Here is a 20510-nt window from a genome sequence, read left to right on the forward strand (position 1 = left end):
TCGGTGCAGCAACCAGCTCGTTATCCATCGCCGGGCCCGACGATGTGCTCGCTGAGGTTCGCAGCGGAGGTGCGCATGGTGTTGATCGGTGACCTGCCGACGTCGGATCGGCTGAGATACCCTCTGGGCGTGAGTGAAACACCTTCCGGCGGCGCCGAGCCGGGGCCGGGGCCGGAGGCCGATGGAGGCGTACCGCCCGAGGTGGTCATTCCGTTGGAGCCGTCCGATGCGGAAGACGCTCCCCGCCGTTCCGCCGCATTTCGCCGCGGTCAGATATCCGCGCTGGTGAGCGCGGCGAATCAACGGGCGGATCTGATCGGCGTGCTGCGGAAGGCGCGTCAGCAGCTGCCGGGTGACCCCGCTTTCGGCGACCCGCTGTCGGTTTCCGGGCCTGGCGGCGCGCGAGCGGTCGCCCGCGCGGCGGACAAACTGGTCGGCGACTCCCCGAGCGCCGCGCGCGAGATCGGCTTCGGCGCCTTGCAGGTCTGGCAGGCCGCCCTGGAGCGGATGGGACGCGGCAAAGGTAGCCAAGAAGTAACTGTCATGTTCACCGACCTGGTGGCCTTCTCGCGCTGGTCGCTGTCGGCCGGTGACGAGGCCACCCTCGAACTGTTGCGCAAGGTCGCCAAGGCCATCGAACCGCCGATCGCCGAGCGCGGCGGACATGTGGTCAAGCGCATGGGTGACGGCTTGATGGCGGTGTTCCCCTCGGCCGACCGGGCGGTGCGCGCCGCCGTGAGCGGCAAGCGCAATCTGGCCGACGTGCGGGTGCGCGGCTACACCCCGCAGATGCGGATCGGTTTGCACACCGGTTCCCCGCGCGAGATCGGAGGCGACTGGCTCGGGGTGGACGTCACCATCGCGGCCAGGGTCATGGAAGCGGGCGGCAACGGCAACACCATGCTCTCGGAGTCCACGTTGCAGGCGTTGCGGCCGGAGACGCTGGCGGAACTGGGCCTGGCGGTCAAGCAGTACCGGCGCAGCTTCTTCGCCGCTCCCCTCAACGGCGTCCCCGACGACCTGCGCATCTTCCGGTTGTCGAAGGGCTGAGCGGCTGCCTCGTCCGGTCTAGCCGAGCCACCAGGCCAGCGCGCCGCCCGCCGCGAGGGCGGCGCAGACGGCGAGCGCGATGGACAGCGGCCTGGCCGTCTTCCAGGTGGTGTAGACGCCGCCGAGCAGGAAGCCCGACAGGGCGAACAGAACTATCACGGTGACGTCGCTGGACACGGTGCCATCTTGCTCCAGTCCGCTCGATCGCCCGGCGGCCGGGGCGGGCAGCCGCAATTAACAATCACGCATGCTTGCTTTTTTCTGTCCTAGGTGTGATGCTGGTCGCGGAACGCGGACTTCACGGGTGCGGCATGCGGCCCATCCTGACGGTTCGCCGCACAGGAGGCATTCCCGCTGATGAGTATGCTGGCCGCCGACCCGGACGTGCTCCGCATCGGCAACTGTTCCGGCTTCTACGGCGATCGGCTCGGCGCCATGCGCGAGATGCTGGAAGGCGGACAGCTCGACGTCCTCACCGGCGACTATCTCGCCGAACTCACCATGCTGATCCTCGGCCGGGACCGGATGAAGGATCCGGACCTCGGCTACGCCAAGACCTTCGTCAAGCAGATCGAGGACTGCCTCGGCCTCGCGCTCGAACGCAACGTGCGCATCGTGGCGAACGCGGGCGGCCTGAACCCGGCCGGTCTGGCGCAGCGTTTGCGCAAGGTCGCCGCCGACCTCGGACTGGACGCCAAGATCGCGCACGTCGAGGGCGACGACCTGGTGGCGCGCGCCGGTGACCTCGGCTTCGGCGCGCCGCTGACCGCCAACGCCTACCTCGGCGCGTGGGGCATCGTCGAATGCCTGAACGCGGGCGCGGACATCGTGGTCACCGGCCGGGTCACCGACGCGTCGGTGATCGTCGGCCCGGCCGCCGCGCACTTCGGCTGGGGCCGGACCGATTACGACCGCCTGGCCGGCGCGGTGGTGGCCGGGCACGTCATCGAGTGCGGCACCCAGGCCACCGGCGGCAACTACGCCTTCTTCACCGAACTCGCCGATCTGGGCAGGCCGGGCTTCCCGATCGCGGAGATCCGCGCCGACGGCGGCAGCGTCATCACCAAGCACGCCGGCACCGGCGGCGCGGTCACCGTCGACACGGTCGAAGCCCAGCTCATGTACGAGATCCAGGGGGCGCGCTACGCCGGGCCCGACGTCACCGCCCGCCTGGACACCATCCGGCTCGACCAGGACGGCCCCGACCGGGTGCGGATCAGCGGCGTCACCGGTGAGGCCCCGCCGCCCCGGCTCAAGGTCTCGCTGAACACCCTCGGCGGTTTCCGCAACGAGATGGAATTCGTGCTCACCGGTCTGGACATCGAAGCGAAAGCGGAACTGGCGCAGCGGCAGCTGGAGTCCTGGTTGCAGGCTCGCCCCGCCGAGCTGACCTGGACTCTGGCCCGTCTGGACCGGCCGGACGCCGAAACCGAGGAGCAGGCCAGCGCGCTGCTGCGCTGCGTGGTCCGCGACCAGGACCCGAACAAGGTCGGGCGCGCGTTCTCCAATGTCGCGGTGGAGCTGGCGCTGGCCAGCTACCCGGGATGCAGCTTCACCACCTTGCCCGGCAACGGTTCGCCCTATGGCGTGTTCACGCCGGGATTCGTCGACGCCGCCGAAGTGCCGCACACGGCGGTGCTGCCGGACGGCGCTCGCGTCGAGATCGCCCCGGCGACGGAGACGGCCGAACTCGCCGCGGTCGCCGAGCCGCCCGCCCCGGAACCGCTGCCCGACGGGGAGACCCGACGCGCGCCGCTGGGAACCGTCGCGCTGGCCCGCAGCGGCGACAAGGGCGGCGACGCGAACGTCGGCGTGTGGGTGCGCACCGACGAGCAATGGCGCTGGCTGGTGCACACGCTCACCGTCGAGCGCGTCAAAGAACTGCTGCCGGAAGCGTCTTCGCTGACCGTCACCCGGCACGTCCTGCCCAATCTGCGGGCGCTGAACTTCATCATCGAAGGCTTGCTCGGTCAGGGCGTGGCGTATCAGGCCCGCTTCGATCCGCAGGCCAAGGGACTCGGCGAATGGCTGCGGTCTCGTCACCTCGACATTCCAGTGGAGCTGTTCGCATGACCGGTCAGGCCCGGAGGCGGCAGCTCGCGTCACCACGCAGGGCCCCCGGTCATGCGAGAAAGGACACCGCATGACGAAGCTCTGGGAAACGCCGGAACGACGCGCGTTGCGTTCCACGGTACGTGGATTCGTGGAACGCGAGATCCTGCCGTACCTGGACGGCTGGGAGCGCGCCGGGGAGATCCCGCGCGAACTGCACAAGAAGGCGGGCGCGCTCGGCCTGCTCGGCGTGCAGTTCCCGGAATCCGCCGGCGGTTCCGGCGGCGACGGCGTGGACGCGATGATCGTCTGCGAGGAGATGCACCAGGCCGGTGCGTCCGGCGGATTGTTCGCCTCCCTGTTCACCTGCGGCATCTCCGTGCCGCACATCATCGCCTCCGGCGACGCCGAGCAGATCGAGCGCTGGGTGAAGCCGACGCTGGCGGGGGAGAAGATCGGTTCGCTCGCGATCACCGAACCCGGCGGCGGCTCCGACGTCGGGCACCTCACCACCACCGCGCGCCGCGATGGCGACCACTACATCGTCAACGGGGCCAAGACCTACATCACCTCCGGTGTCCGCGCCGACTTCGTGGTCACCGCGGTGCGCACCGGAGGGCCCGGCTCCGGCGGCATCTCGCTGCTCATCGTGGACAAGAACACGCCCGGCTTCACGGTCAGCCGCAAGCTGGACAAGATGGGCTGGCTGGCCTCCGACACCGCCGAGCTGTCCTACGTCGACGTCCGGGTGCCGGTGGAGAACCTGGTCGGCCCGGAGAACTCCGGCTTCTACCAGATCGCGGGCGCGTTCGTCAGCGAGCGCGTCGGCCTCGCGGTGCAGGCGTATTCCAGCGCGCAGCGCTGCCTCGACCTGACCCTGGAGTGGGTGCGCAACCGCGAGACCTTCGGCCGCCCGCTGATCAGCAGGCAGGCGGTGCAGAACACGGTCACCGAGATGGCGCGGCGCATCGACGTCGCCCGCGTCTACACCCGTGACGTGGTGCAGCGCAGCGCCGAAGGCGAGACCGACCTGATCGCCGAGGTGTGCTTCGCGAAGAACACCGCGGTGGAAGCGGGCGAGTGGGTCGCCAACCAGGCCGTCCAGCTCTTCGGCGGCCTCGGCTACATGCGCGAATCCGAGATCGAGCGCCAATACCGTGACATGCGCATCCTCGGCATCGGCGGCGGCACGACCGAAATCCTGACCGGACTGGCGGCGAAACGATTGGGGTACCAGTCATGACCATTCTGCGCAGCGCCTTGGACACCGCGGCGCCCGAATACGAGGCGGCGGCCGACGCCATGACGGCCAAGCTCGCCGAGGTCGAGGCGGAGTTCGCCAAGGCGATCGCGGGCGGCGGGCCGGACAAGCTGGCCCGGCATCGCAAGCGCGGCAAGCTGACCGCACGCGAGCGCATCGAACTGCTCGTCGACGAGGACTCGCCGTTCCTGGAACTGTGCCCGCTGGCGGGCTGGGGCAGCGAGTTCCACGTCGGCGGCAGCACCATCGCGGGCATCGGCATCGTGGAGGGCGTCGAGTGCATGATCGTCGCGCCGGACCCGACCGTGCGCGGCGGCACCTCCAACCCGTGGACGCTGCGCAAGACGTTGCGGATCAACGACATCGTGCGGGAGAACCGGTTGCCGGTGATCTCGCTGGTGGAATCCGGCGGCGCGGATCTGCCCACGCAGAAGGAGGTCTTCGTCCCCGGCGGCCGGATGTTCCGCGACCTCACCCAGGCGTCGGCGGCGGGCATTCCGACCATCGCTCTGGTGTTCGGCAACTCCACCGCGGGCGGTGCGTACATCCCCGGCATGTCCGATCACGTGGTGATGATCAAGGAGCGCTCCAAGGTGTTCCTCGGCGGACCGCCGCTGGTCAAGATGGCCACCGGTGAGGAGTCCGACGACGAATCGCTCGGCGGCGCCGACATGCACGCGCGGGTCTCCGGCCTCGCGGACTACTACGCCGTGGACGAGCAGGACGCGATCCGCATCGGCCGCTCCATCGTCAAGCGGCTGAACTGGCGTAAACAGGGTCCCGCTCCGCGCGCCGAGGTGATCGAGCCGCTCTACGATCCGGAGGATCTGCTCGGCATCGTGCCGTCGGACCTGAAGATCCCGTTCGATCCGCGCGAGGTGATCGCGCGCATCGTGGACGGTTCCGACTTCGACGAGTTCAAGCCGCTGTACGGCAGCAGCCTGGTCACCGGATGGGCGGAGCTGCACGGATATCCGATCGGCATCCTGGCCAACGCGCGCGGCGTGCTGTTCTCCGAGGAGTCGCAGAAGGCCACCCAGTTCATCCAGCTGGCGAACAAGACCGACACCCCACTGCTGTTCCTGCACAACACCACCGGCTACATGGTGGGCAAGGAGTACGAGCAGAAGGGCATCATCAAGCACGGCGCGATGATGATCAACGCGGTCTCCAATTCCAAGGTGCCGCACATCTCGGTGCTGATGGGCGCTTCCTACGGCGCGGGCCACTACGGCATGTGCGGCCGGGCTTACGACCCGCGCTTCGTGTTCGCGTGGCCGAGCGCGAAATCCGCCGTCATGGGCGGGGCGCAGCTGGCGGGCGTCATCTCCATCGTCGGCCGGGCCGCCGCCGAGGCGAAGGGCCTACCGTTCGACGAAGAGGCCGACGCCGGGATGCGCGCCATGGTCGAGGCGCAGATCGAGGCCGAATCGCTGGCGATGTTCATGTCCGGGCGGCTCTACGACGACGGCGTCATCGACCCGCGCGACACCCGCACCGTGTTGGGAATGTCCCTTTCAGCCATTCACAACGCCCCGATCAAAGGCGCCGACGGCTTCGGCGTCTTCCGAATGTGAGGCCGCGGATGGTTATCTCGAACGTTCTGGTCGCCAACCGTGGCGAAATCGCCCGCCGGGTCTTCGCCACCTGCCGCCGGATGGGGCTCGGCAGCGTCGCGGTGTATTCCGACGCGGACGCCGCCGCGCCGCACGTCACCGAGGCGGACGCCGCGGTGCGCCTGCCGGGCAACACGCCGGGGGAGACCTACCTGCGCGGTGAGCTGATCATCGAGGCGGCGCTCGCCGCGGGCGCCGACGCGATCCATCCCGGATACGGATTCCTCTCCGAGAACGCGGAATTCGCCAAGGCCGTGCTCGACGCCGGACTGGTCTGGATCGGCCCGCCGGTCGAGGCGATCGAGCAGATGGGCTCGAAGGTCGCCGCGAAGAAGATGATGGACGCCGCGGGCGTGCCGGTGCTCGCCGAACTGGACCCGGCCGAGGTCACCGAGGCGCACCTACCGGTGCTGATCAAGGCGTCCGCCGGTGGCGGCGGGCGCGGCATGCGGGTGGTCCGCGAGCTGGCCGACCTGACCGCGCAGATCGAGGCCGCCCGGCGCGAGGCGGAATCCGCGTTCGGCGATCCGACGGTCTTCTGCGAGCGTTACCTGGAGACCGGCAGGCACATCGAAGTCCAGGTGATGGCCGATACGCACGGCACGATCTGGGCCGTCGGCGAGCGCGAGTGCTCCATTCAGCGCCGCCACCAGAAGGTGATCGAGGAGGCTCCGTCGCCGCTGGTGGAGCGCACCGAAGGGATGCGGGCGCGGCTGTTCGAGGCGGCGCGGCTGGCGGCGGGCGCGATCGGCTACACCGGCGCGGGCACCGTCGAGTTCCTCGCCGACGAGCAGGGCGAGTTCTTCTTCCTCGAGATGAACACCCGTCTGCAGGTGGAGCATCCGGTCACCGAGTGCACCACCGGCTTGGATCTGGTGCGGCTGCAACTGGACGTCGCCGCAGGCGGCGCGCTGCCCGCCGAACCGCCCGCGATGCACGGGCATTCGATCGAGGTGCGGCTCTACGCCGAGGACCCGGCGCACGACTGGCAGCCGCAGAGCGGAACCGTGCACCGGATCGATATCCCGGCGGTGCGCACCGAGTTCGACTTGCTGGACCGCCCTGGCGTGCGCCTTGACACGGGCGTGGTGGACGGCTCGGTGGTGGGCGTGCATTACGACCCGATGCTGGCCAAGGTCATCTCCTACGCCGAAACGCGGGGCGAGGCAGCGCGGTTGCTGGCTTCGGCACTGCACCGCGCGAAGATCCACGGCCTGGTGACCAACCGGGACCTGCTGGTGCGCGTGCTGCGTCATCCGGCGTTCCTGGCCGGTGACACCGACACCGCGTTCTTCGCCACGCACGGACTGGACGCGCTGGCCGCGCCGCTGGTGTCGGAGCCGGACGAGGAACTGTCCATCATCGCCGCCGCGCTCGCCGACGCCGCCGCGAACCGGCGCGGCGCGCGGGTGGGCGGTGGTCTGCCGAGCGGGTGGCGGAACCTGCCCTCACAGTCGCAGCGCAAGTCCTACGAAAGCCGCGCCACCGGAACGCACGAGGTGGGTTACCGGTTCGGCCGCGGTGGCGTCACCGTGGACGGTCACGACGGGCTCGAGTTCGTCGAGTCGGCTCCCGATCGCGTCGTGCTCTCGGTCCCTGGCGAACGCGGGCCGGTGCGCAGGCAGTTCGAGGTCGCCCGCTACGGCGATCAGGTCTACGTCGACTCGCCGCTGGGGCCGGTGGCCCTGCGCAGGCTGCCGCGCTTCAGCGACCCGGCCGACCAGGTGGCCACCGGCTCGCTGCTTGCCCCCATGCCGGGCAGCGTGATCCGGCTCGCCGCCGAGGTCGGCAGCCACGTCGAACAGGGGCAGCCGATTCTGTGGCTGGAGGCGATGAAGATGGAGCACACCATCGCCGCGCCCGCCGCGGGCGTGCTCAGCGCCGTCAACGTCACCGTCGGCCAGCAGGTCGACGTCGGCGCCGTGCTCGCGGTCGTCGAACCCGTAGAAAACCAGGAGAACTGATGTCGTTCATCGAAACCGACGAGCAGAAGGCGCTGCGGGCCGCCGTCGCCGCGCTGGCCGCGAAGTACAACTACCGCGACTACGTGCTGCCGAAGGCGCGCAAGAACGAGCCGCTGGACGAATTGTGGCAGGAGGCGGGCAAACTCGGGTTCCTCGGCGTGAATCTGCCGGAGGAATACGGTGGCGGCGGCGCGGGCATGTACGAGCTGTCGCTGGTGATGGAGGAGCTGTCGGCGCAGGGTGCGGGCCTGCTGCTGATGGTGGTGTCCCCGGCCATCTGCGGCACCATCATCTCGAAGTACGGCACCGAGGAGCAGAAGCGGGAATGGCTGACCAAGCTCGCCGACGGCTCCGGCAAGATGGTGTTCGGTATCACCGAGCCGGACGCGGGCTCCAATTCCCACCAGATCACCACCACCGCGCGCCGCGACGGTGACGACTGGATCCTCAACGGCCGCAAGATCTTCATCTCCGGCGTCGACCAGGCCGAGGCCGTGCTGATCGTGGCGCGCACCTCCGACCACAAGACCGGCAAGCTCAAGCCCGCCCTGTTCATCGTGCCGACCGACGCCGAAGGCTTCACCAAGACGGCGCAGGAGATGGACATCATCGAGCCGGACCACCAGTACAACCTGTTCCTCGACGATGTCCGGCTGCCGTCCACCGCGCTGGTCGGCAAGGAGGACGCGGCGCTGATGCAGCTGTTCGCGGGCCTGAACCCGGAGCGGATCATGGGCGCGGCGATGGCCGTCGGCATGGGGCGCTACGCCATCGAACGCGCCGTGGAATACGCCAAGGAACGCACGGTGTGGAAGACGCCGATCGGTGGGCACCAGGGCATTTCGCATCCGCTGGCGCAGGTGAAGGTGGAAGTGGAGCTGGCGAAGCTGATGATGCAGAAGGCCGCCACCCTCTACGATGCCGGCGATGAGATGGGCGCAGCGGAGGCCGCCAACATGGCGAAGTACGCCGCCGCGGAAGCCAGTATCAAGGCGCTGGATCAGGCCGTCCAGACCCACGGCGGCTCCGGCCTGACCAAGGACGTCGGGCTGGCCGCCATGCTCGCCGCCGCCCGCATCGGCCGCATCGCGCCGGTGAGCCGGGAAATGGTCCTGAACTTCGTCGCCCAGTACTCGCTGGGCCTGCCGAAGTCGTACTGAGAGGACGCGCATGACCGAGACGGCTCCGTTCGTCCGCTACGAGGTGAGCGGCGGCGTCGCGACGCTCACCTTCGACTCGCCGCACAACCGCAACGCGCTGTCGTCCAAGCTGGTCGCCGAGTTGCTGCGCGGACTCGACGACGCGGCCGCCGACGAAAAGGTGCGCGTCATCGTGCTCGCGCACACCGGCAACACCTTCTGCGCGGGCGCCGACCTGAGCGAGGCGAGCGACGCCGATCCCGCCGTGGCCGCCGACGAGCGCACCCGGGTGATGATCGGCGTGCTGCGCAGGCTGGTGGAGATCCCGAAGCCGGTGATCGCGCGCATCGACGGCAACGTGCGGGCCGGCGGCATGGGCATCGTGGCGGGCTGCGACATCGTGGTGGCCGGGCCTGGCAGCAGTTTCGCGCTCACCGAGGTGCGCATCGGGCTGGCGCCGTTCATGATCTCGCTCACCCTGCTGCCCAGGCTCGATCCGCGCGCGGCCAGCCGGTACTACCTCACCGGCGAGAAGTTCGACGCGCACGTGGCCAGGGAGATCGGCCTGGTCACGGTGACCGCCGACGACCCGGCCGCCGAGGTGGCGCGGCTGTGCGGTGAGGTGCGCAAGGGCTCACCGCAGGGGCTGGCGGAGGCCAAACGGTTGGTCAACGCGGGCATCCTCGCCGAGTTCGACGCCTCGGCCGAGGAGCTCGCGCGGCGTTCGGCGAGCTTCTTCGGCACCCCCGAAGTGCACGAGGGCATGCTGGCCTTTTTGCAGCGCCGCCCGCCGAGCTGGGCAGAATAACGACCATGGCGACACCCCACGAACCCAAGCAGGACCGCAGCCGAGCCACCCGGCAGCGCCTGCTCGAGGCGACCATCGACTGCCTGGCCGAGATGGGCTGGGCGGCCGCGACGGTCGCGGTGGTCGCCGAACGGGCCGGGGTGTCGCGCGGCGCGGCGCAGCATCACTTTCCCACCAGGGAGGATCTGATCACCGCCGCCCTGGAGTACATGTTCGACACGCGCAGCGGGCAGGCGGTGGCGGAGGCGTCGACGCTGACGGAGCTGGGCGACGGCATCGCCCGCACGGAGGCGGTGGTCGCGGGGCTGGTGGAGTCCTACACCAGCCCGCTGTTCAAGGCGGCGTTGCAAGTGTGGACGCACGCCGCCGCCGACCCGGTGCTGCGCGAACGGATCGTCCCGCTGGAGGCCCGCTTCGGCCGCGCGTCGCACCGGCGCGCGATCGAGGCGCTGGGCGTGGACGACTCCGATCCGGTCACCCATCACCTGGTCCAGGCGACCCTGGACATGGCGCGCGGCCTGGGGCTGGCCGACGTCCTCACCGACGACTCGGCTCGCCGCAAGCGGATAGTCGAGCAATGGGCGGCCACGCTACACGCCGCTTTGCACGCACCGCGCTGAGCGGGAGTCCGGTGCGGTCGGCGCCGGTCGTGGCGCGCGCAGGAGCAGTGCGATCGCGGTGACCATGGCGGCGAGGGTGAGCAGGGCGTAGGAGTCGCCGACCAGGAATTGCACCGTGGTCCAATGGAATTCCCTGCCGTTGGTCTGTGGCACGAACCAGATCAGTCCCTGCGGTAGCAGCGGTAGCGTTCGATCCCACGTTCCGATCGAATCCACCTGCATGGGCCAGGCGAAGGCGAACAGCGCGATCACGGCGGGCACGGTGATCCCGGCCGTCCACGACCGGCTGGAGAGCGCGTGCGCGGCCCAGACGAGGGCGGGCACCGTCCACACCCAGTAGTGGGTCCAGGAGATCGGTGAGCACAGCAGCGTCACACCGGCGGCGAGAAGGATGCCGAGCATGTCCTCGCCCCGCTGGTGGGCGATCCGCGCGGCGGCCAATCCGGCCAGTCCGAGACCACCTGCGCCGAAGAGCCACAGCACGTGGCTGTCCCAGGTGGTCCATTGCAGGCGGCCGAGCACACCGTTGAGGGACTGGTTCTGCACATAAGCGAAGCCGATGCGGTTCTGCGACGCCACAGTGGTGGTCCAGAACTGGATCGCCTCGGTCGGCCGGTACCAGATTCCGGCCGCCACCGTGGCCGCGAACGCGCCCATGGCTACGGCGGCGGCCTTGAACTGGCGGGTGATCAGCAGATAGACGACGAACACCGCGGGCGTCAGCTTGATACCGGTGGCGATGCCGATGAGGATGCCGCGACCCCAGCGGTGCGCGGGCAGCGCGAGGTCGGCCAGGACCATCGCCATCAGGATCATGCTGATCTGGCCGAAACGGAAGGTCTGCTGCACGGGCTCGAGCCACAGCGCGGCGCTGCCGACGGCCAGCGTCATCGCCAGCATGCCGGGCCCGCGCCGATACCGCAGCAGCACAGCGGTGCACCACACGCTGACATACAACGAGATCAGCGTCGTCACCACCATGCCGGTGCCGATGTAGTTGATCGGGAACCGGGCCAGTTCGGCGCAGATCCACGCGGCGAAGACGGGGTAGAGGAACGGCAGGAACATCGGGCCGCGGGCGCTGTACAGCTGGGCTGGGTGCAGCGCGGCCGCGTTGCCGCCCCACATGTAGACCTGTAGATCTATTTGGTGCCAGTACATTTCCCAGTTCGGCCGCAAGAACAGCAACCAGGCCGCCAGGGAGGCGGCGGTGAACACGACGGCCGCGCCCAATGCGATTCGGGTTCGCGACGGTCGGCTACGCGCGGTCGACAGTTCCGTCGCCGGCGCGACAACGACAGTTGTCGCCGGTGCGACAGTTGCCATGAACTTTCCTTCATCAGATGACGATCGATCGGCGGAACCGGTGCCGGAGAACGTGATCGGCGCGGTCCCTAGGGCAACGCTGAAACCGTGAGCTCGTCTAACGATACGAATACTGCGAATGTAGTAGCGCCGTTGGGAACTGTAACGTGTGTCACTTTTTGGGCCGGCTCTTGGGAGCCCGATACGCGCCACGGCGTGAGGTGATCGATAGGCAACCCGCGCCCGCCGAAATCATCCGAACAAGTTCCGGCTCAACGGTTTTATTCCGCGTCGATCGGTCGCGCACGGCGCTCATGGTGCTTTGCTTCTCGATGCGTAATCCGTTCCCGCGCTGTGCGGGGCCGCGAGCAGGTGGTCCACCGGGATGTTGAGCAGCTCGCCGAAGATGGCGCCCAGTTCCGGCAGCTCGTGCAGGCCACCGTAGTTACGGCAATCTACGCCGTCGCGGAAGTCGCCGTCGTCGGGCAGGTTCAGCCGCCGGCCGGGCGGACCCGGGCTGGCCGAGTGCTTTGTGGCGGCGAGGGAACTGGTGCGGCGGGACGGCGTCGGAATCTCGAGCGGGCGAATCGCCGAGGTCATCCGGTACCAGCTGGTCAGCCCGGCGTCGGTCGCCGTCCAGTCGGCATGGAATGACCGGTGCGCGCGCCGGTCGCCGGAAGTATCGGTGTGCGATCGGCGCTCGCTTCCCGACCTGCGGGTGATCGCCGGAGGCCTAAGCGCTAGCCGGCCTCCGCATCTCGGCGCGCCTGCGCACCGGCACCGATCAGCACAATCCTTGCTGCTCGAGACGGCCGGAATCGATGGCGTACGAGGACGCTCCGACGGCGGCGCCGATCAGGCCGACGATGATCGCGCCGGGAATCGCGCCGACGAGGAAGACGGGCAGGCCGACCAGCGCGCCGATGGCGGCGCCGATCGCCGCGCCGATGCCCGTGCGCAGTTCGATCGTGTCGCCGGGAGGCAGGCACGCCTTGATGTAGGTCACCTGCGGGGGCTCGCTGGTCGCCGCGGCGACCGGTTCGGTGCGGTCGGCGGGCGCGGCCGACGCGGTGGCGGCGAATCCGACGGTGAGCGCGGTTGCGACCAGTGCGCTGACCATCGTCACGGCCAGCTTCATGAAAGCGTTCAACTGTTTCCCTGCATGTTCGCGATGGACACGTGACCTGATGGCCCGATACTCGGCCGGGGCCCGTCATACGTCCGAACATCATCGCTGGAGTTTTGCGGGATGCCAAGAGTGGGAAGCAAGGTGCGCGAACGCGATCCGCACCGGCGCCGAGGTATGACGCCGGTGCGGATGCGGTGTTCAGCGGACGCAGGGGGATGCGCTGAACACTCCGAAGGCGGTGCGGCCCCGAGGGAATGCAGGGCGGCGAGGCCACACCGCGTGGTTTCAGTGGGTGGCGGTCAGGTCGTACAGCGTGACGCCGTCCACCTGGATGGCGGTGAAGTTCTCCTCGACCCACTGCGTGATCTGCGCACTGGGGGATGAACTCGACGAACCCGGTCCGCCACGTCCGCCGCCGACGAAGTAGTGGATCTTCCCCTCGGCCACATACTGCTCGAATTGCTCCAGCGTGGGCGAAGGGTCACTGCCGTTGAAGCCGCCGACCGGCATCACCGGAAGTTCGGTGGCGAGTTGCAACCCCGCGGCGCTGTTCGAGCCGATCGCCGCGGCCACCCAGGTGTAGTCGCCGCCGTTCTGCTCGAGCAAAGACACGAGCCGCGCGCTCGGTTCGCTCGCCCCGAGAAGACCGCCCATACCGCCGCCGCCATTGGGGCCCGGGCCGCCGTCGCCGGTCATCCCCCCGGTTCCCTGCGGCATCGCGCCGTCCGGCGCTTGGCCGCCGGGTGCGTTGCCCTGCGGTGTGGTGCCGGACGGTGTGCCCTGGCCGCCGGGTGTGTTGTCCTGCGGCGTGGTGCCGGGTGGTGTGCCCGTCGGCGCCTGTCCGCCGGGTGTCGTCCCCTGACGTCCGTCGCCCGGCGCCCGTCCGCCGGGCACGTTGCCTTGCGGTCCGGTTCCAGGAAATAGGTTGCCCGGCTGTGGCATTCGGCCGTTCGGCGCCGTTCCCGGCGAGCCGCCGTCCGGCGGCGTGCCGCCAGGACCTTGCGCGCCGCCGTCGCGGCCGGTGGTTCCCGCTCCGTCCGGCATGCGGCGGCCCATTCCCGGCATGCCCTCGCCCCACGGCGGCCTGCCACGCATTGCCACGTTCGGTCCGGCGGAGGGAATCGAACCGGCGTGCGGCGTCGCGATGGTGTCGACGGCATAGGCCACGGGACCGGCCAGGAAGGTGAACGCGACCGCCAGCGCCGACACCACGGCCAGCTTGCGCGGCGCGGGCAAGAGCACGGCGATCGTCGCGAGCACGCCGACGACCAGCACCGTCCATCGCAGCCACGGCTGCCATTCCGCGCTGCGGGACAACAGCATCCATGCGGTCGCGGTGGTGAGACCCACCGCGAGTGCCGAGGCCAGCCGCACCCACAGCCGGTGCCGTCCGCGCCACGCCAGCACCGCGCCCGCGCCGACCAGCGCGGCGATGGCCGGAGCCAGGGCGACGGTGTAGTACTGGTGGAAGATGCCGGCCATGAAGCTGAACACCAGCCCGGTCGCCAGCAGCCAGCCGCCCCAGAGCACGAGCGAAGCGCGCTGCCGATCGGTGCGAGCGGTTCGGCCGCGCAGCACGATCCCGACGACCAGGGCGACCAGCGCCGCCGGGATCAGCCAGGCGATCTGACCGCCCTGGGCGGGTTCGAACATTCGCGTGATACCGGTTTCGCCCCACATGCCGTTGCCGCCCGGCGGCAGATCACCGCCCGGTCCGACGCTGCCGCGCTCGTTGCCGTTGAGCCGCCCGAGCCCGTTGTAGCCGAGGGTGAGTTCCAGGATCGAGTTCTGGTGCGAGCCGCCGATCCACGGGCGGGACGAGGCGGGCCACAGTTCCACCGCCAGCAGCCACCAGCCCGCGGCGACCACCATCGCGGCCGCGGCGGCGAAGAGTTGCAGAATGCGTTCGACCAGTCTCGGCGGTCCCGCGAGCAAGTAGGTCAGCGCGAGCGCCGGAACCACCAGCAGCACCTGCAATTGCTTGGTCAGGAAGCCGAATCCGATCAGCGCGCCGGTGAGCACCAGCCATCGCCAGCGTCCGTCTTCCACCGCCCGCGTCATCGCCCATGCGGCCGCGATCATCAAGAACACCAGCAGCGCTTCGGGATTGTTGAACCGGAACATCAGCGCCGCGACGGGCGTCACCGCCAGCGCCAACCCGGCGAGCAATCCGGCCGCGGGCCCGAACGGTCTGCGCACCGTCGCCCACAGCAGTGCCACAGCGGCCACGCCGAGCAGCACCTCCGGCACCAGGATGCTCCAGCTGTTGAGCCCGAAGGCCCGCACCGAGAGCTCCATCACCCACAGGGAGGCGGGCGGTTTGTCCACGGTGATCGAGTTCGCCGCGTCGGAGGACCCGAAGAAGAACGCCTTCCACGAGACCGAACCCGCCTGCACCGCGGCCGAGTAGAACGAATTGGCCCATCCATTGGCGCTCAGGTTGCACAGGTAGGCCGCCGCCGTGCCGAGCAGCAGCGCGGCCAGCGCCGGATACTCCCAGTTCCGCGCGGCCCGTGGCCGCGGTTCGGCCGCGACCGGTCGCGCGGTCGGCGTCGCCGTCATCGACGAACCTCCACCGCGGAGGCCGCACGGTCGCCCGCGCCGTCGCGGAACACCCAGCGCAGCCCGACGAACCGCAGCAGCGTCGCCACCAGATTGGCCGCCACCAGGACGAACAGTTCCAGATGCACCGAGGCGTCCGGCGCCCACCGATGCAGCGCGAACAACGAACCGCTGGTCAGCGCCAACCCGATGCCGAAGATCAGCAGGCCCTGGAACTGGTGCGACACGGCGCCGTTGGAGCCGCGTACGCCGAAGGTGAAGGCCCGGTTGGCCGCCGTGTTACCCACCGCCGTGATCAGCAGGGCGGCGAAGTTCGCCACCTGCGCGCCGGTCACTGGTTGCAGCACCACATAGAGCAGCAGATAGGCCAGCGTGCTCAGCACACCGACGATCGCGAACCGCACGAGTTGTCCCACCATGCCCAGCGGCACTCCCGGCACCAGGGGTTCCCGGCCCACCGAGCGGCGCAGTTCCTCCAGCGGCAGCGCACCGGTCGCCAGCGCCCGGCCCAGCCGCCAGATGCCGAGCAGGTCCTTGCGCGCGGTGTCGATGATGTCCACGCGACTGTCCGGATCGTCGATCCAGTCCACCGGGACCTCGTGAATCCGCAGGCCCGCCCGCTCGGCGAGCACCAGCAATTCGGTGTCGAAGAACCATTCCCCGTCGTGCACCAGCGGCAGCAGGCGGCGCGCCACATCGGTGCGCATCGCCTTGAACCCGCACTGGGCGTCGGAGAAGTGCGCGCGCAGCGACGCCTTCAGCAGCAGGTTGTAGCAGCGGGAGATGATCTCGCGCTTGGGTCCGCGCACCACGCGGGACGCGGCGTCGAGCCGGGTGCCGATGGCCAGGTCGGAATGCCCGGTGATCAGCGGGGCGACCAGCGGGAGCAGGGCGTTCAGGTCGGTGGACAGGTCGACGTCCATATAGGCGACCACCTGCGCGTCCGAGCGTTCCCACACCGCGCGCAGCGCCCGCCCGCGCCCCTTGGCGGACAGGTGCACGACGCGCACGTCGTCCAGTTCCTCCGCGAGCAGCTGTGCGACCTGGAGCGTCGCGTCGGTGCTCGCGTTGTCGGCGACCGTGATGCGTGCCGGGAAGGGGAACCCGTCGCGCAGGTAGGCGTGCAGTCTGCGGACGCACACGCCGAGATCGGTCTCTTCGTTGTAGACGGGAATCACCACGTCCAGCACGGGCGCACCCGTGGTCTCGGTCCGTTCCGTCGCCGCGACGGTCGAAGTCTCGGTCATGGGAATCAGAGTCGAGGCCCACACTGCCACCGGGCTGGGGCCCAGCTGTGAGGTTCCTGGTAGCCGCAGGCCCGGCAGACGCCCGGTTATCCCGGCTGCTCGGTGCAGGTAGCATCCGGATTCGTGATGCTGCGCGGCCGGACGGAAGACGACCAGCCGCCGAAACGTGTGGACGCGCGCACCGAGCGCTGGCGCGAGCATCGCCACAAGGTGCGCGAGGAGTTCGTGGACGCGGCGTTGCGCGCGCTCGACAAATTCGGTCCCGCCGTCAGCATGGGCGACATCGCCAAGGAGGCGGGCGCGGCGAAACCCAAGCTGTATCGCCACTTCGAGGACAAGACCGACCTCTACAACGCGATCGTGGACCGGGTTCGCGACCTGCTCTGGGAACAGGTCATGACCAGCTTCGATCCGACCGGCGACTCGGCCGGTGATCTGGTGCGCCGGGCCGCGTCGGAATACGTGCTCGTGGTGGCGCGGCAGCCGAACGTCTTCCGGTTCATGCTGCACAGCCACTTCACGCAACGCTCCGACGACGCCGACCGCGCGCTGCTGTCGGCCAGGCAGTCCGCCCGGCGCGCCGCCGAGTTGTTCGCCGGCGTGGTGGACGACGAGTCGGTGCGGATCGAGAGCGTGGAACTGGTGATCTACTCGATCTTCGGCGCGGTGGCCTCGGCCACCGATTGGTGGCTGGGCGTGAACCGGCTGGAGCCGCCCGCCATGCCGGTCGAGCAGTTCGCCGCGTATCTGAGCGAGATCATCTTCGCGCTGGTGGCGGCGAGCGCTCGGCTGCACGGCATCGCCATCGCGGCCGATCGTCCGCTGCACCTCGCCTTTTCCACGCTGTGACCGGAGCGCCCCCCGGGCCGGGCGCCGAGGTCTTGCCGCGTCCACGCCGAACGTCGTTGTTCCGATCGCCTCGCCGTTGAAGCCATCCGTGTCGGCGACGTCATCAGTATCGCAGCGCCCACCGACAAGAAACGGCGCTCAGCTCTGGTGCAACCGCCACAGCGGGGACACCGGCCCGTGGCCCGCGCCGAGATCGTAGGACGCGGCCAGGCAGCGGTAGGTCCATTCCTTGGCGAACTCGACCGCTTCGGGCACCGGATACCCGTGGGCCAGCGCGCAGGCGATCGCGGCGGCCAGCGTGTCGCCGCCACCGTGGTCGTTGCCGGTGGTGATGCGCGGCGCGGTGAATTCGAGGAACTGCTCGCCGTCGAACAGCAGGTCGGTGCTGTAGTCGGAGGAGCGCAGGTGCCCGCCCTTGACGATCGCCCACCGCGGTCCCAGCTTGTGCAGCGCCTCGGCCGCGCGCCGCGCCGAATCGTCGTCCTCGACGTCGATGCCGGTGAGCAGGCGGACCTCGTCCAGGTTCGGCGTCACCACGGTCGCGAGCGGAATCAGGGTGCCGCGCAGCGCGTCGAGCGCTTCCGCGTGCAGCAGCGGATCGCCGTGCATCGAGGCCGCCACCGGGTCGACGACCAGCGGAATCTCGCCATCGCGGCCGATGCCGACCTCCTGGCACACCGCGGCGACCGCCTCGATGATCGCGGTGGAGGCCAGCATGCCGGTCTTCACGGCGCCGACGCCGATGTCACCGACGACCGAGCGCACCTGATCGGCCACCACCTGCGGCGGGATCTCGTGAAAACCGCTGACGCCCACCGTGTTCTGCACGGTCACCGCCGCGACCGCGACCAGGGCGTGCACGCCGCACAGTGCCATGGTGCGGGTATCGGCTTGGATTCCGGCGCCTCCGCCGGAATCGGTACCGGCAATGGTGAGCGCCCGGACGGGGGTCTGCCCCTCGGCGGGCAATGGCAGCAATTTCACGTCACAAACCCTACGGCGACGTCGTCCACCCGTGACGGGCAACCGGACCCGCCCGCTGTCAGCAAATGAAAATCGTTATCATTAATCTCATGGATTCCGATCTGCTTCCCGTCACCGTGCTGTCCGGTTTTCTCGGTGCGGGCAAGACGACGCTGCTCAACCACATCCTGGCCAACCGGGACGGCCGCCGGGTGGCGGTCATCGTCAACGACATGAGCGAGGTCAACATCGACGCCGCGCTGGTCGCGGGCCAGGGCCACCTCGACCGCACCGAGGAGAAGCTGGTCGAACTGACCAACGGCTGCATCTGCTGCACCCTGCGCGAGGACCTCATCGAGGCGGTCGCCCGGCTCGCGCGGGAAGGACGGTTCGATCAGCTGGTGATCGAGTCCACCGGCATCTCCGAGCCGATGCCGGTGGCCGCGACCTTCGACTGGGAATTCGAGGACGGATTCCGGCTCGGTGATATCGCCCGGCTGGACACCATGGTGACCGTGGTCGACGCCTCGACCTTCCTCGCGGAAGTGGCGCGCGGGCAAGCGCTCGCCGAACGGAACCTGGAGGCGGGCGACGGCGACACGCGCACCATCGCCGACCTGCTGGTGGATCAGGTCGAGTTCGCCGACGTCGTGCTGGTCAACAAGACCGACCTGGCCGGCGCCGCGGCGGTGGGCGCGGTGGAGGCCACGGTGCGCAGGCTCAATCCCCGCGCGCACGTGCTGCGCACCAGCAACAGCGTGGTCGACCTGCGCGAGGTGCTCGACACCGGCCGCTACGACCCGGTGGTGGCGGCGGAAGCCGATGGCTGGGTGGAAGAACTCGCGGGCGGGCACACGCCGGAGACCGAGGAGTACGGCATCCGCAGCCTCACCTACACCGCCGACCGGCCGTTCCATCCGCTGCGTCTGGCCGACGCGCTGGAGCGGTTGCGCGGCCTGTTGCGCAGCAAGGGATTCTGCTGGATCGCGAGCCGCTCGACGCTGGCAGCGGTGTGGTCGCAAGCGGGACCGAACCTGGTGTTCGAACCCGCCGCCTGGTGGTCGTCGCTGGAGGTGCCGCCGGGGCAGGAGATCGTGTTCATCGGGGTGAAGCTGGATGGCGCGAAGGTGTGCGCGTTGTTGGACGCAGCGCTGCTCACCGACGCGGAGTTCGCCGAGGGTCCGGGTGCTTGGGCCGAGTATCCCGATCCCTTCCCGGCGTGGGGTGAACTGCACGAGCACGCGTGAAGTGCCGCTTCCCTGCCGCCGCATCACGCGCTCAGTTCGAGATACCGGGCGCTTGGCGCAGGTAGGTGGGGTCGGTCAGTTGCTCGATCATGAAGTCGGCGATGTCGGCGCGGGAGATCTTCAGGGTGAGTCCGGGCTCGTTCGCCGGGAAGCCGCGCCGGTAGCCGCCGGTGGCCGGCCCGTCGGTGAACGCGCTCGGCCGCACGATCGTCCAGTCCAGGTCGCTGGCCATGACGTGCTTCTCCTGCTCGACGTGATCGGCGTAGGCGGGGCGCAGCAGCAGCCCGAACATCACGTACTTCCACAGGAAGTTCAGGTTGCCCCTGCTGTCGCCCACGCCGAGCGTCGTCTGGCAGATCAGCCGTTTCACGCCGGTGCGCCGCATCGCGTCGATGATCGCTTTGGTTCCACCGGCCCGAACCACGCCGTTGCGGCCGTTGCCGAGCGAGACCAGCACCGTGTCCTGCCCCTCCACCGCGCGTTGCACCGAATTCGTGTCCAGCACATCGCCTTCCACGACGCGCAGCCGCTCGTGCCGCTGCGTGACGCTCGCGGCGCTGCGGGTGAAGGCCGTCACCTCGTGACCCTCCCGCAGCGCCCGCTCGACGACGAGACGCCCGACGGTACCGGTGGCTCCGAAGACCGCGATTCGCATGGTTCTCTCCTGGTTCGAAAGCTGTTGTGCTGTTGGTGAATCC

General features: G+C 69.4%; 17 protein-coding genes and 1 pseudogene. 10 read left to right on the top strand and 8 right to left on the bottom strand.

The genetic code is table 11. From position 1 onward, the window contains the following. The first annotated feature begins 273 nt into the window (after positions 1 to 273). Positions 274 to 1050, top strand: coding sequence for an adenylate/guanylate cyclase domain-containing protein (locus tag NB3_RS04290; protein WP_244891766.1), 777 nt, complete (start codon positions 274 to 276; stop codon positions 1048 to 1050). Positions 1051 to 1068: 18 nt separating this feature from the next. On the opposite strand, the gene NB3_RS35495 is transcribed toward NB3_RS04290, so the two are convergent. Continuing rightward, on the bottom strand, positions 1069 to 1227 hold the full coding sequence (locus NB3_RS35495; RefSeq protein ID WP_169810643.1) for a CG2302 family histidine operon protein: 159 nt from the start codon (positions 1225 to 1227) through the stop codon (positions 1069 to 1071). A 180-nt stretch (positions 1228 to 1407) separates the two neighbouring features. Between NB3_RS35495 and NB3_RS04295 the strand changes: the two genes are divergently transcribed. The 7 genes from NB3_RS04295 (at position 1408) to NB3_RS04325 (ending at position 10510) form a co-directional block, all read left to right on the top strand. After that, positions 1408 to 3123, top strand: a complete 1716-nt coding sequence (locus tag NB3_RS04295; RefSeq protein WP_067796779.1) for an acyclic terpene utilization AtuA family protein — start codon at positions 1408 to 1410, stop codon at positions 3121 to 3123. Between the two features lie 70 nt (positions 3124 to 3193). Beyond that, on the top strand, positions 3194 to 4345 hold the full coding sequence (locus NB3_RS04300) for an acyl-CoA dehydrogenase family protein (RefSeq protein WP_067796781.1): 1152 nt from the start codon (positions 3194 to 3196) through the stop codon (positions 4343 to 4345). Further along, positions 4342 to 5940: an acyl-CoA carboxylase subunit beta gene (locus NB3_RS04305; RefSeq protein ID WP_067796784.1), complete on the top strand. Its 1599-nt coding sequence runs from the start codon at positions 4342 to 4344 to the stop codon at positions 5938 to 5940. Before NB3_RS04300 ends, NB3_RS04305 begins: the two co-directional genes overlap by 4 nt. Positions 5941 to 5948: 8 nt before the next feature. Continuing rightward, positions 5949 to 7943 (top strand): acetyl/propionyl/methylcrotonyl-CoA carboxylase subunit alpha, encoded by a 1995-nt coding sequence (locus tag NB3_RS04310; RefSeq protein ID WP_067796787.1) that lies wholly within the window; start codon positions 5949 to 5951, stop codon positions 7941 to 7943. Continuing rightward, positions 7943 to 9103, top strand: coding sequence for an acyl-CoA dehydrogenase family protein (locus tag NB3_RS04315; protein ID WP_067796790.1), 1161 nt, complete (start codon positions 7943 to 7945; stop codon positions 9101 to 9103). Before NB3_RS04310 ends, NB3_RS04315 begins: the two co-directional genes overlap by 1 nt. Before the next feature lie 10 nt (positions 9104 to 9113). Continuing rightward, positions 9114 to 9890 (top strand): enoyl-CoA hydratase family protein, encoded by a 777-nt coding sequence (locus NB3_RS04320; protein ID WP_067796793.1) that lies wholly within the window; start codon positions 9114 to 9116, stop codon positions 9888 to 9890. A 5-nt stretch (positions 9891 to 9895) separates the two neighbouring features. After that, positions 9896 to 10510 carry a TetR/AcrR family transcriptional regulator gene (locus NB3_RS04325; protein ID WP_067796796.1) on the top strand — a complete coding sequence of 205 codons (615 nt, stop codon included), beginning with the start codon at positions 9896 to 9898 and terminating at the stop codon, positions 10508 to 10510. On the opposite strand, the gene NB3_RS04330 is transcribed toward NB3_RS04325, so the two are convergent. From NB3_RS04330 to NB3_RS04350, 5 genes and pseudogenes are all read right to left on the bottom strand, one after another. Then, positions 10481 to 11836, bottom strand: a complete 1356-nt coding sequence (locus tag NB3_RS04330) for a glycosyltransferase 87 family protein (RefSeq protein ID WP_084485762.1) — start codon at positions 11834 to 11836, stop codon at positions 10481 to 10483. The two genes, NB3_RS04325 and NB3_RS04330, sit on opposite strands and share 30 nt — an antisense overlap. Positions 11837 to 12163: 327 nt before the next feature. Next, a pseudogene (locus tag NB3_RS36040) lies at positions 12164 to 12310 on the bottom strand (aminotransferase); the annotation flags it as partial. 289 nt (positions 12311 to 12599) lie between these two features. Continuing rightward, complete coding sequence (locus tag NB3_RS04340) at positions 12600 to 12965, bottom strand: hypothetical protein (RefSeq protein WP_157111511.1); 366 nt, start codon at positions 12963 to 12965, stop codon at positions 12600 to 12602. 264 nt (positions 12966 to 13229) lie between these two features. Beyond that, complete coding sequence (locus NB3_RS04345; protein ID WP_067796808.1) at positions 13230 to 15506, bottom strand: glycosyltransferase family 39 protein; 2277 nt, start codon at positions 15504 to 15506, stop codon at positions 13230 to 13232. Then, positions 15503 to 16753, bottom strand: a complete 1251-nt coding sequence (locus NB3_RS04350) for a bifunctional glycosyltransferase family 2/GtrA family protein (RefSeq protein WP_067796811.1) — start codon at positions 16751 to 16753, stop codon at positions 15503 to 15505. The genes NB3_RS04345 and NB3_RS04350 overlap by 4 nt, the downstream gene beginning before the upstream one ends. Before the next feature lie 102 nt (positions 16754 to 16855). On the opposite strand from NB3_RS04350, the gene NB3_RS04355 reads away from it, so the two are divergent. Beyond that, positions 16856 to 17602, top strand: a complete 747-nt coding sequence (locus NB3_RS04355; RefSeq protein ID WP_244891764.1) for a TetR/AcrR family transcriptional regulator — start codon at positions 16856 to 16858, stop codon at positions 17600 to 17602. A 138-nt stretch (positions 17603 to 17740) separates the two neighbouring features. On the opposite strand, the gene thiD is transcribed toward NB3_RS04355, so the two are convergent. Continuing rightward, entirely contained in the window at positions 17741 to 18586 is an 846-nt protein-coding gene (gene thiD / locus NB3_RS04360; RefSeq protein WP_067796817.1) for a bifunctional hydroxymethylpyrimidine kinase/phosphomethylpyrimidine kinase, read from the bottom strand. An 89-nt stretch (positions 18587 to 18675) separates the two neighbouring features. On the opposite strand from thiD, the gene NB3_RS04365 reads away from it, so the two are divergent. Further along, positions 18676 to 19812 carry a GTP-binding protein gene (locus NB3_RS04365; RefSeq protein WP_067796819.1) on the top strand — a complete coding sequence of 379 codons (1137 nt, stop codon included), beginning with the start codon at positions 18676 to 18678 and terminating at the stop codon, positions 19810 to 19812. A 31-nt stretch (positions 19813 to 19843) separates the two neighbouring features. Here NB3_RS04365 and NB3_RS04370 read toward each other — a convergent pair whose 3' ends face one another. Next, positions 19844 to 20467, bottom strand: coding sequence for an NAD(P)-dependent oxidoreductase (locus NB3_RS04370; RefSeq protein WP_067796822.1), 624 nt, complete (start codon positions 20465 to 20467; stop codon positions 19844 to 19846). Positions 20468 to 20510 lie beyond the last annotated feature (43 nt).

Source organism: Nocardia beijingensis NBRC 16342 (assembly GCF_001612785.1).
Classification (GTDB): Bacteria; Actinomycetota; Actinomycetes; order Mycobacteriales; family Mycobacteriaceae; genus Nocardia; species Nocardia beijingensis.

Coding starts and splice junctions, on each gene's coding strand:
- NB3_RS04320 (WP_067796793.1), top strand. CDS start 9,114: ATGACCGAGACGGCTCCGTTCGTCCGCTACGAGGTGAGCGGCGGCGTC.
- NB3_RS04345 (WP_067796808.1), bottom strand. CDS start 15,506: ATGACGGCGACGCCGACCGCGCGACCGGTCGCGGCCGAACCGCGGCCA.
- NB3_RS04295 (WP_067796779.1), top strand. CDS start 1,408: ATGAGTATGCTGGCCGCCGACCCGGACGTGCTCCGCATCGGCAACTGT.
- NB3_RS04330 (WP_084485762.1), bottom strand. CDS start 11,836: ATGGCAACTGTCGCACCGGCGACAACTGTCGTTGTCGCGCCGGCGACG.
- NB3_RS04315 (WP_067796790.1), top strand. CDS start 7,943: ATGTCGTTCATCGAAACCGACGAGCAGAAGGCGCTGCGGGCCGCCGTC.
- NB3_RS04310 (WP_067796787.1), top strand. CDS start 5,949: ATGGTTATCTCGAACGTTCTGGTCGCCAACCGTGGCGAAATCGCCCGC.
- NB3_RS04350 (WP_067796811.1), bottom strand. CDS start 16,753: ATGACCGAGACTTCGACCGTCGCGGCGACGGAACGGACCGAGACCACG.
- NB3_RS04305 (WP_067796784.1), top strand. CDS start 4,342: ATGACCATTCTGCGCAGCGCCTTGGACACCGCGGCGCCCGAATACGAG.
- NB3_RS04365 (WP_067796819.1), top strand. CDS start 18,676: ATGGATTCCGATCTGCTTCCCGTCACCGTGCTGTCCGGTTTTCTCGGT.
- NB3_RS04300 (WP_067796781.1), top strand. CDS start 3,194: ATGACGAAGCTCTGGGAAACGCCGGAACGACGCGCGTTGCGTTCCACG.
- NB3_RS04325 (WP_067796796.1), top strand. CDS start 9,896: ATGGCGACACCCCACGAACCCAAGCAGGACCGCAGCCGAGCCACCCGG.
- NB3_RS04370 (WP_067796822.1), bottom strand. CDS start 20,467: ATGCGAATCGCGGTCTTCGGAGCCACCGGTACCGTCGGGCGTCTCGTC.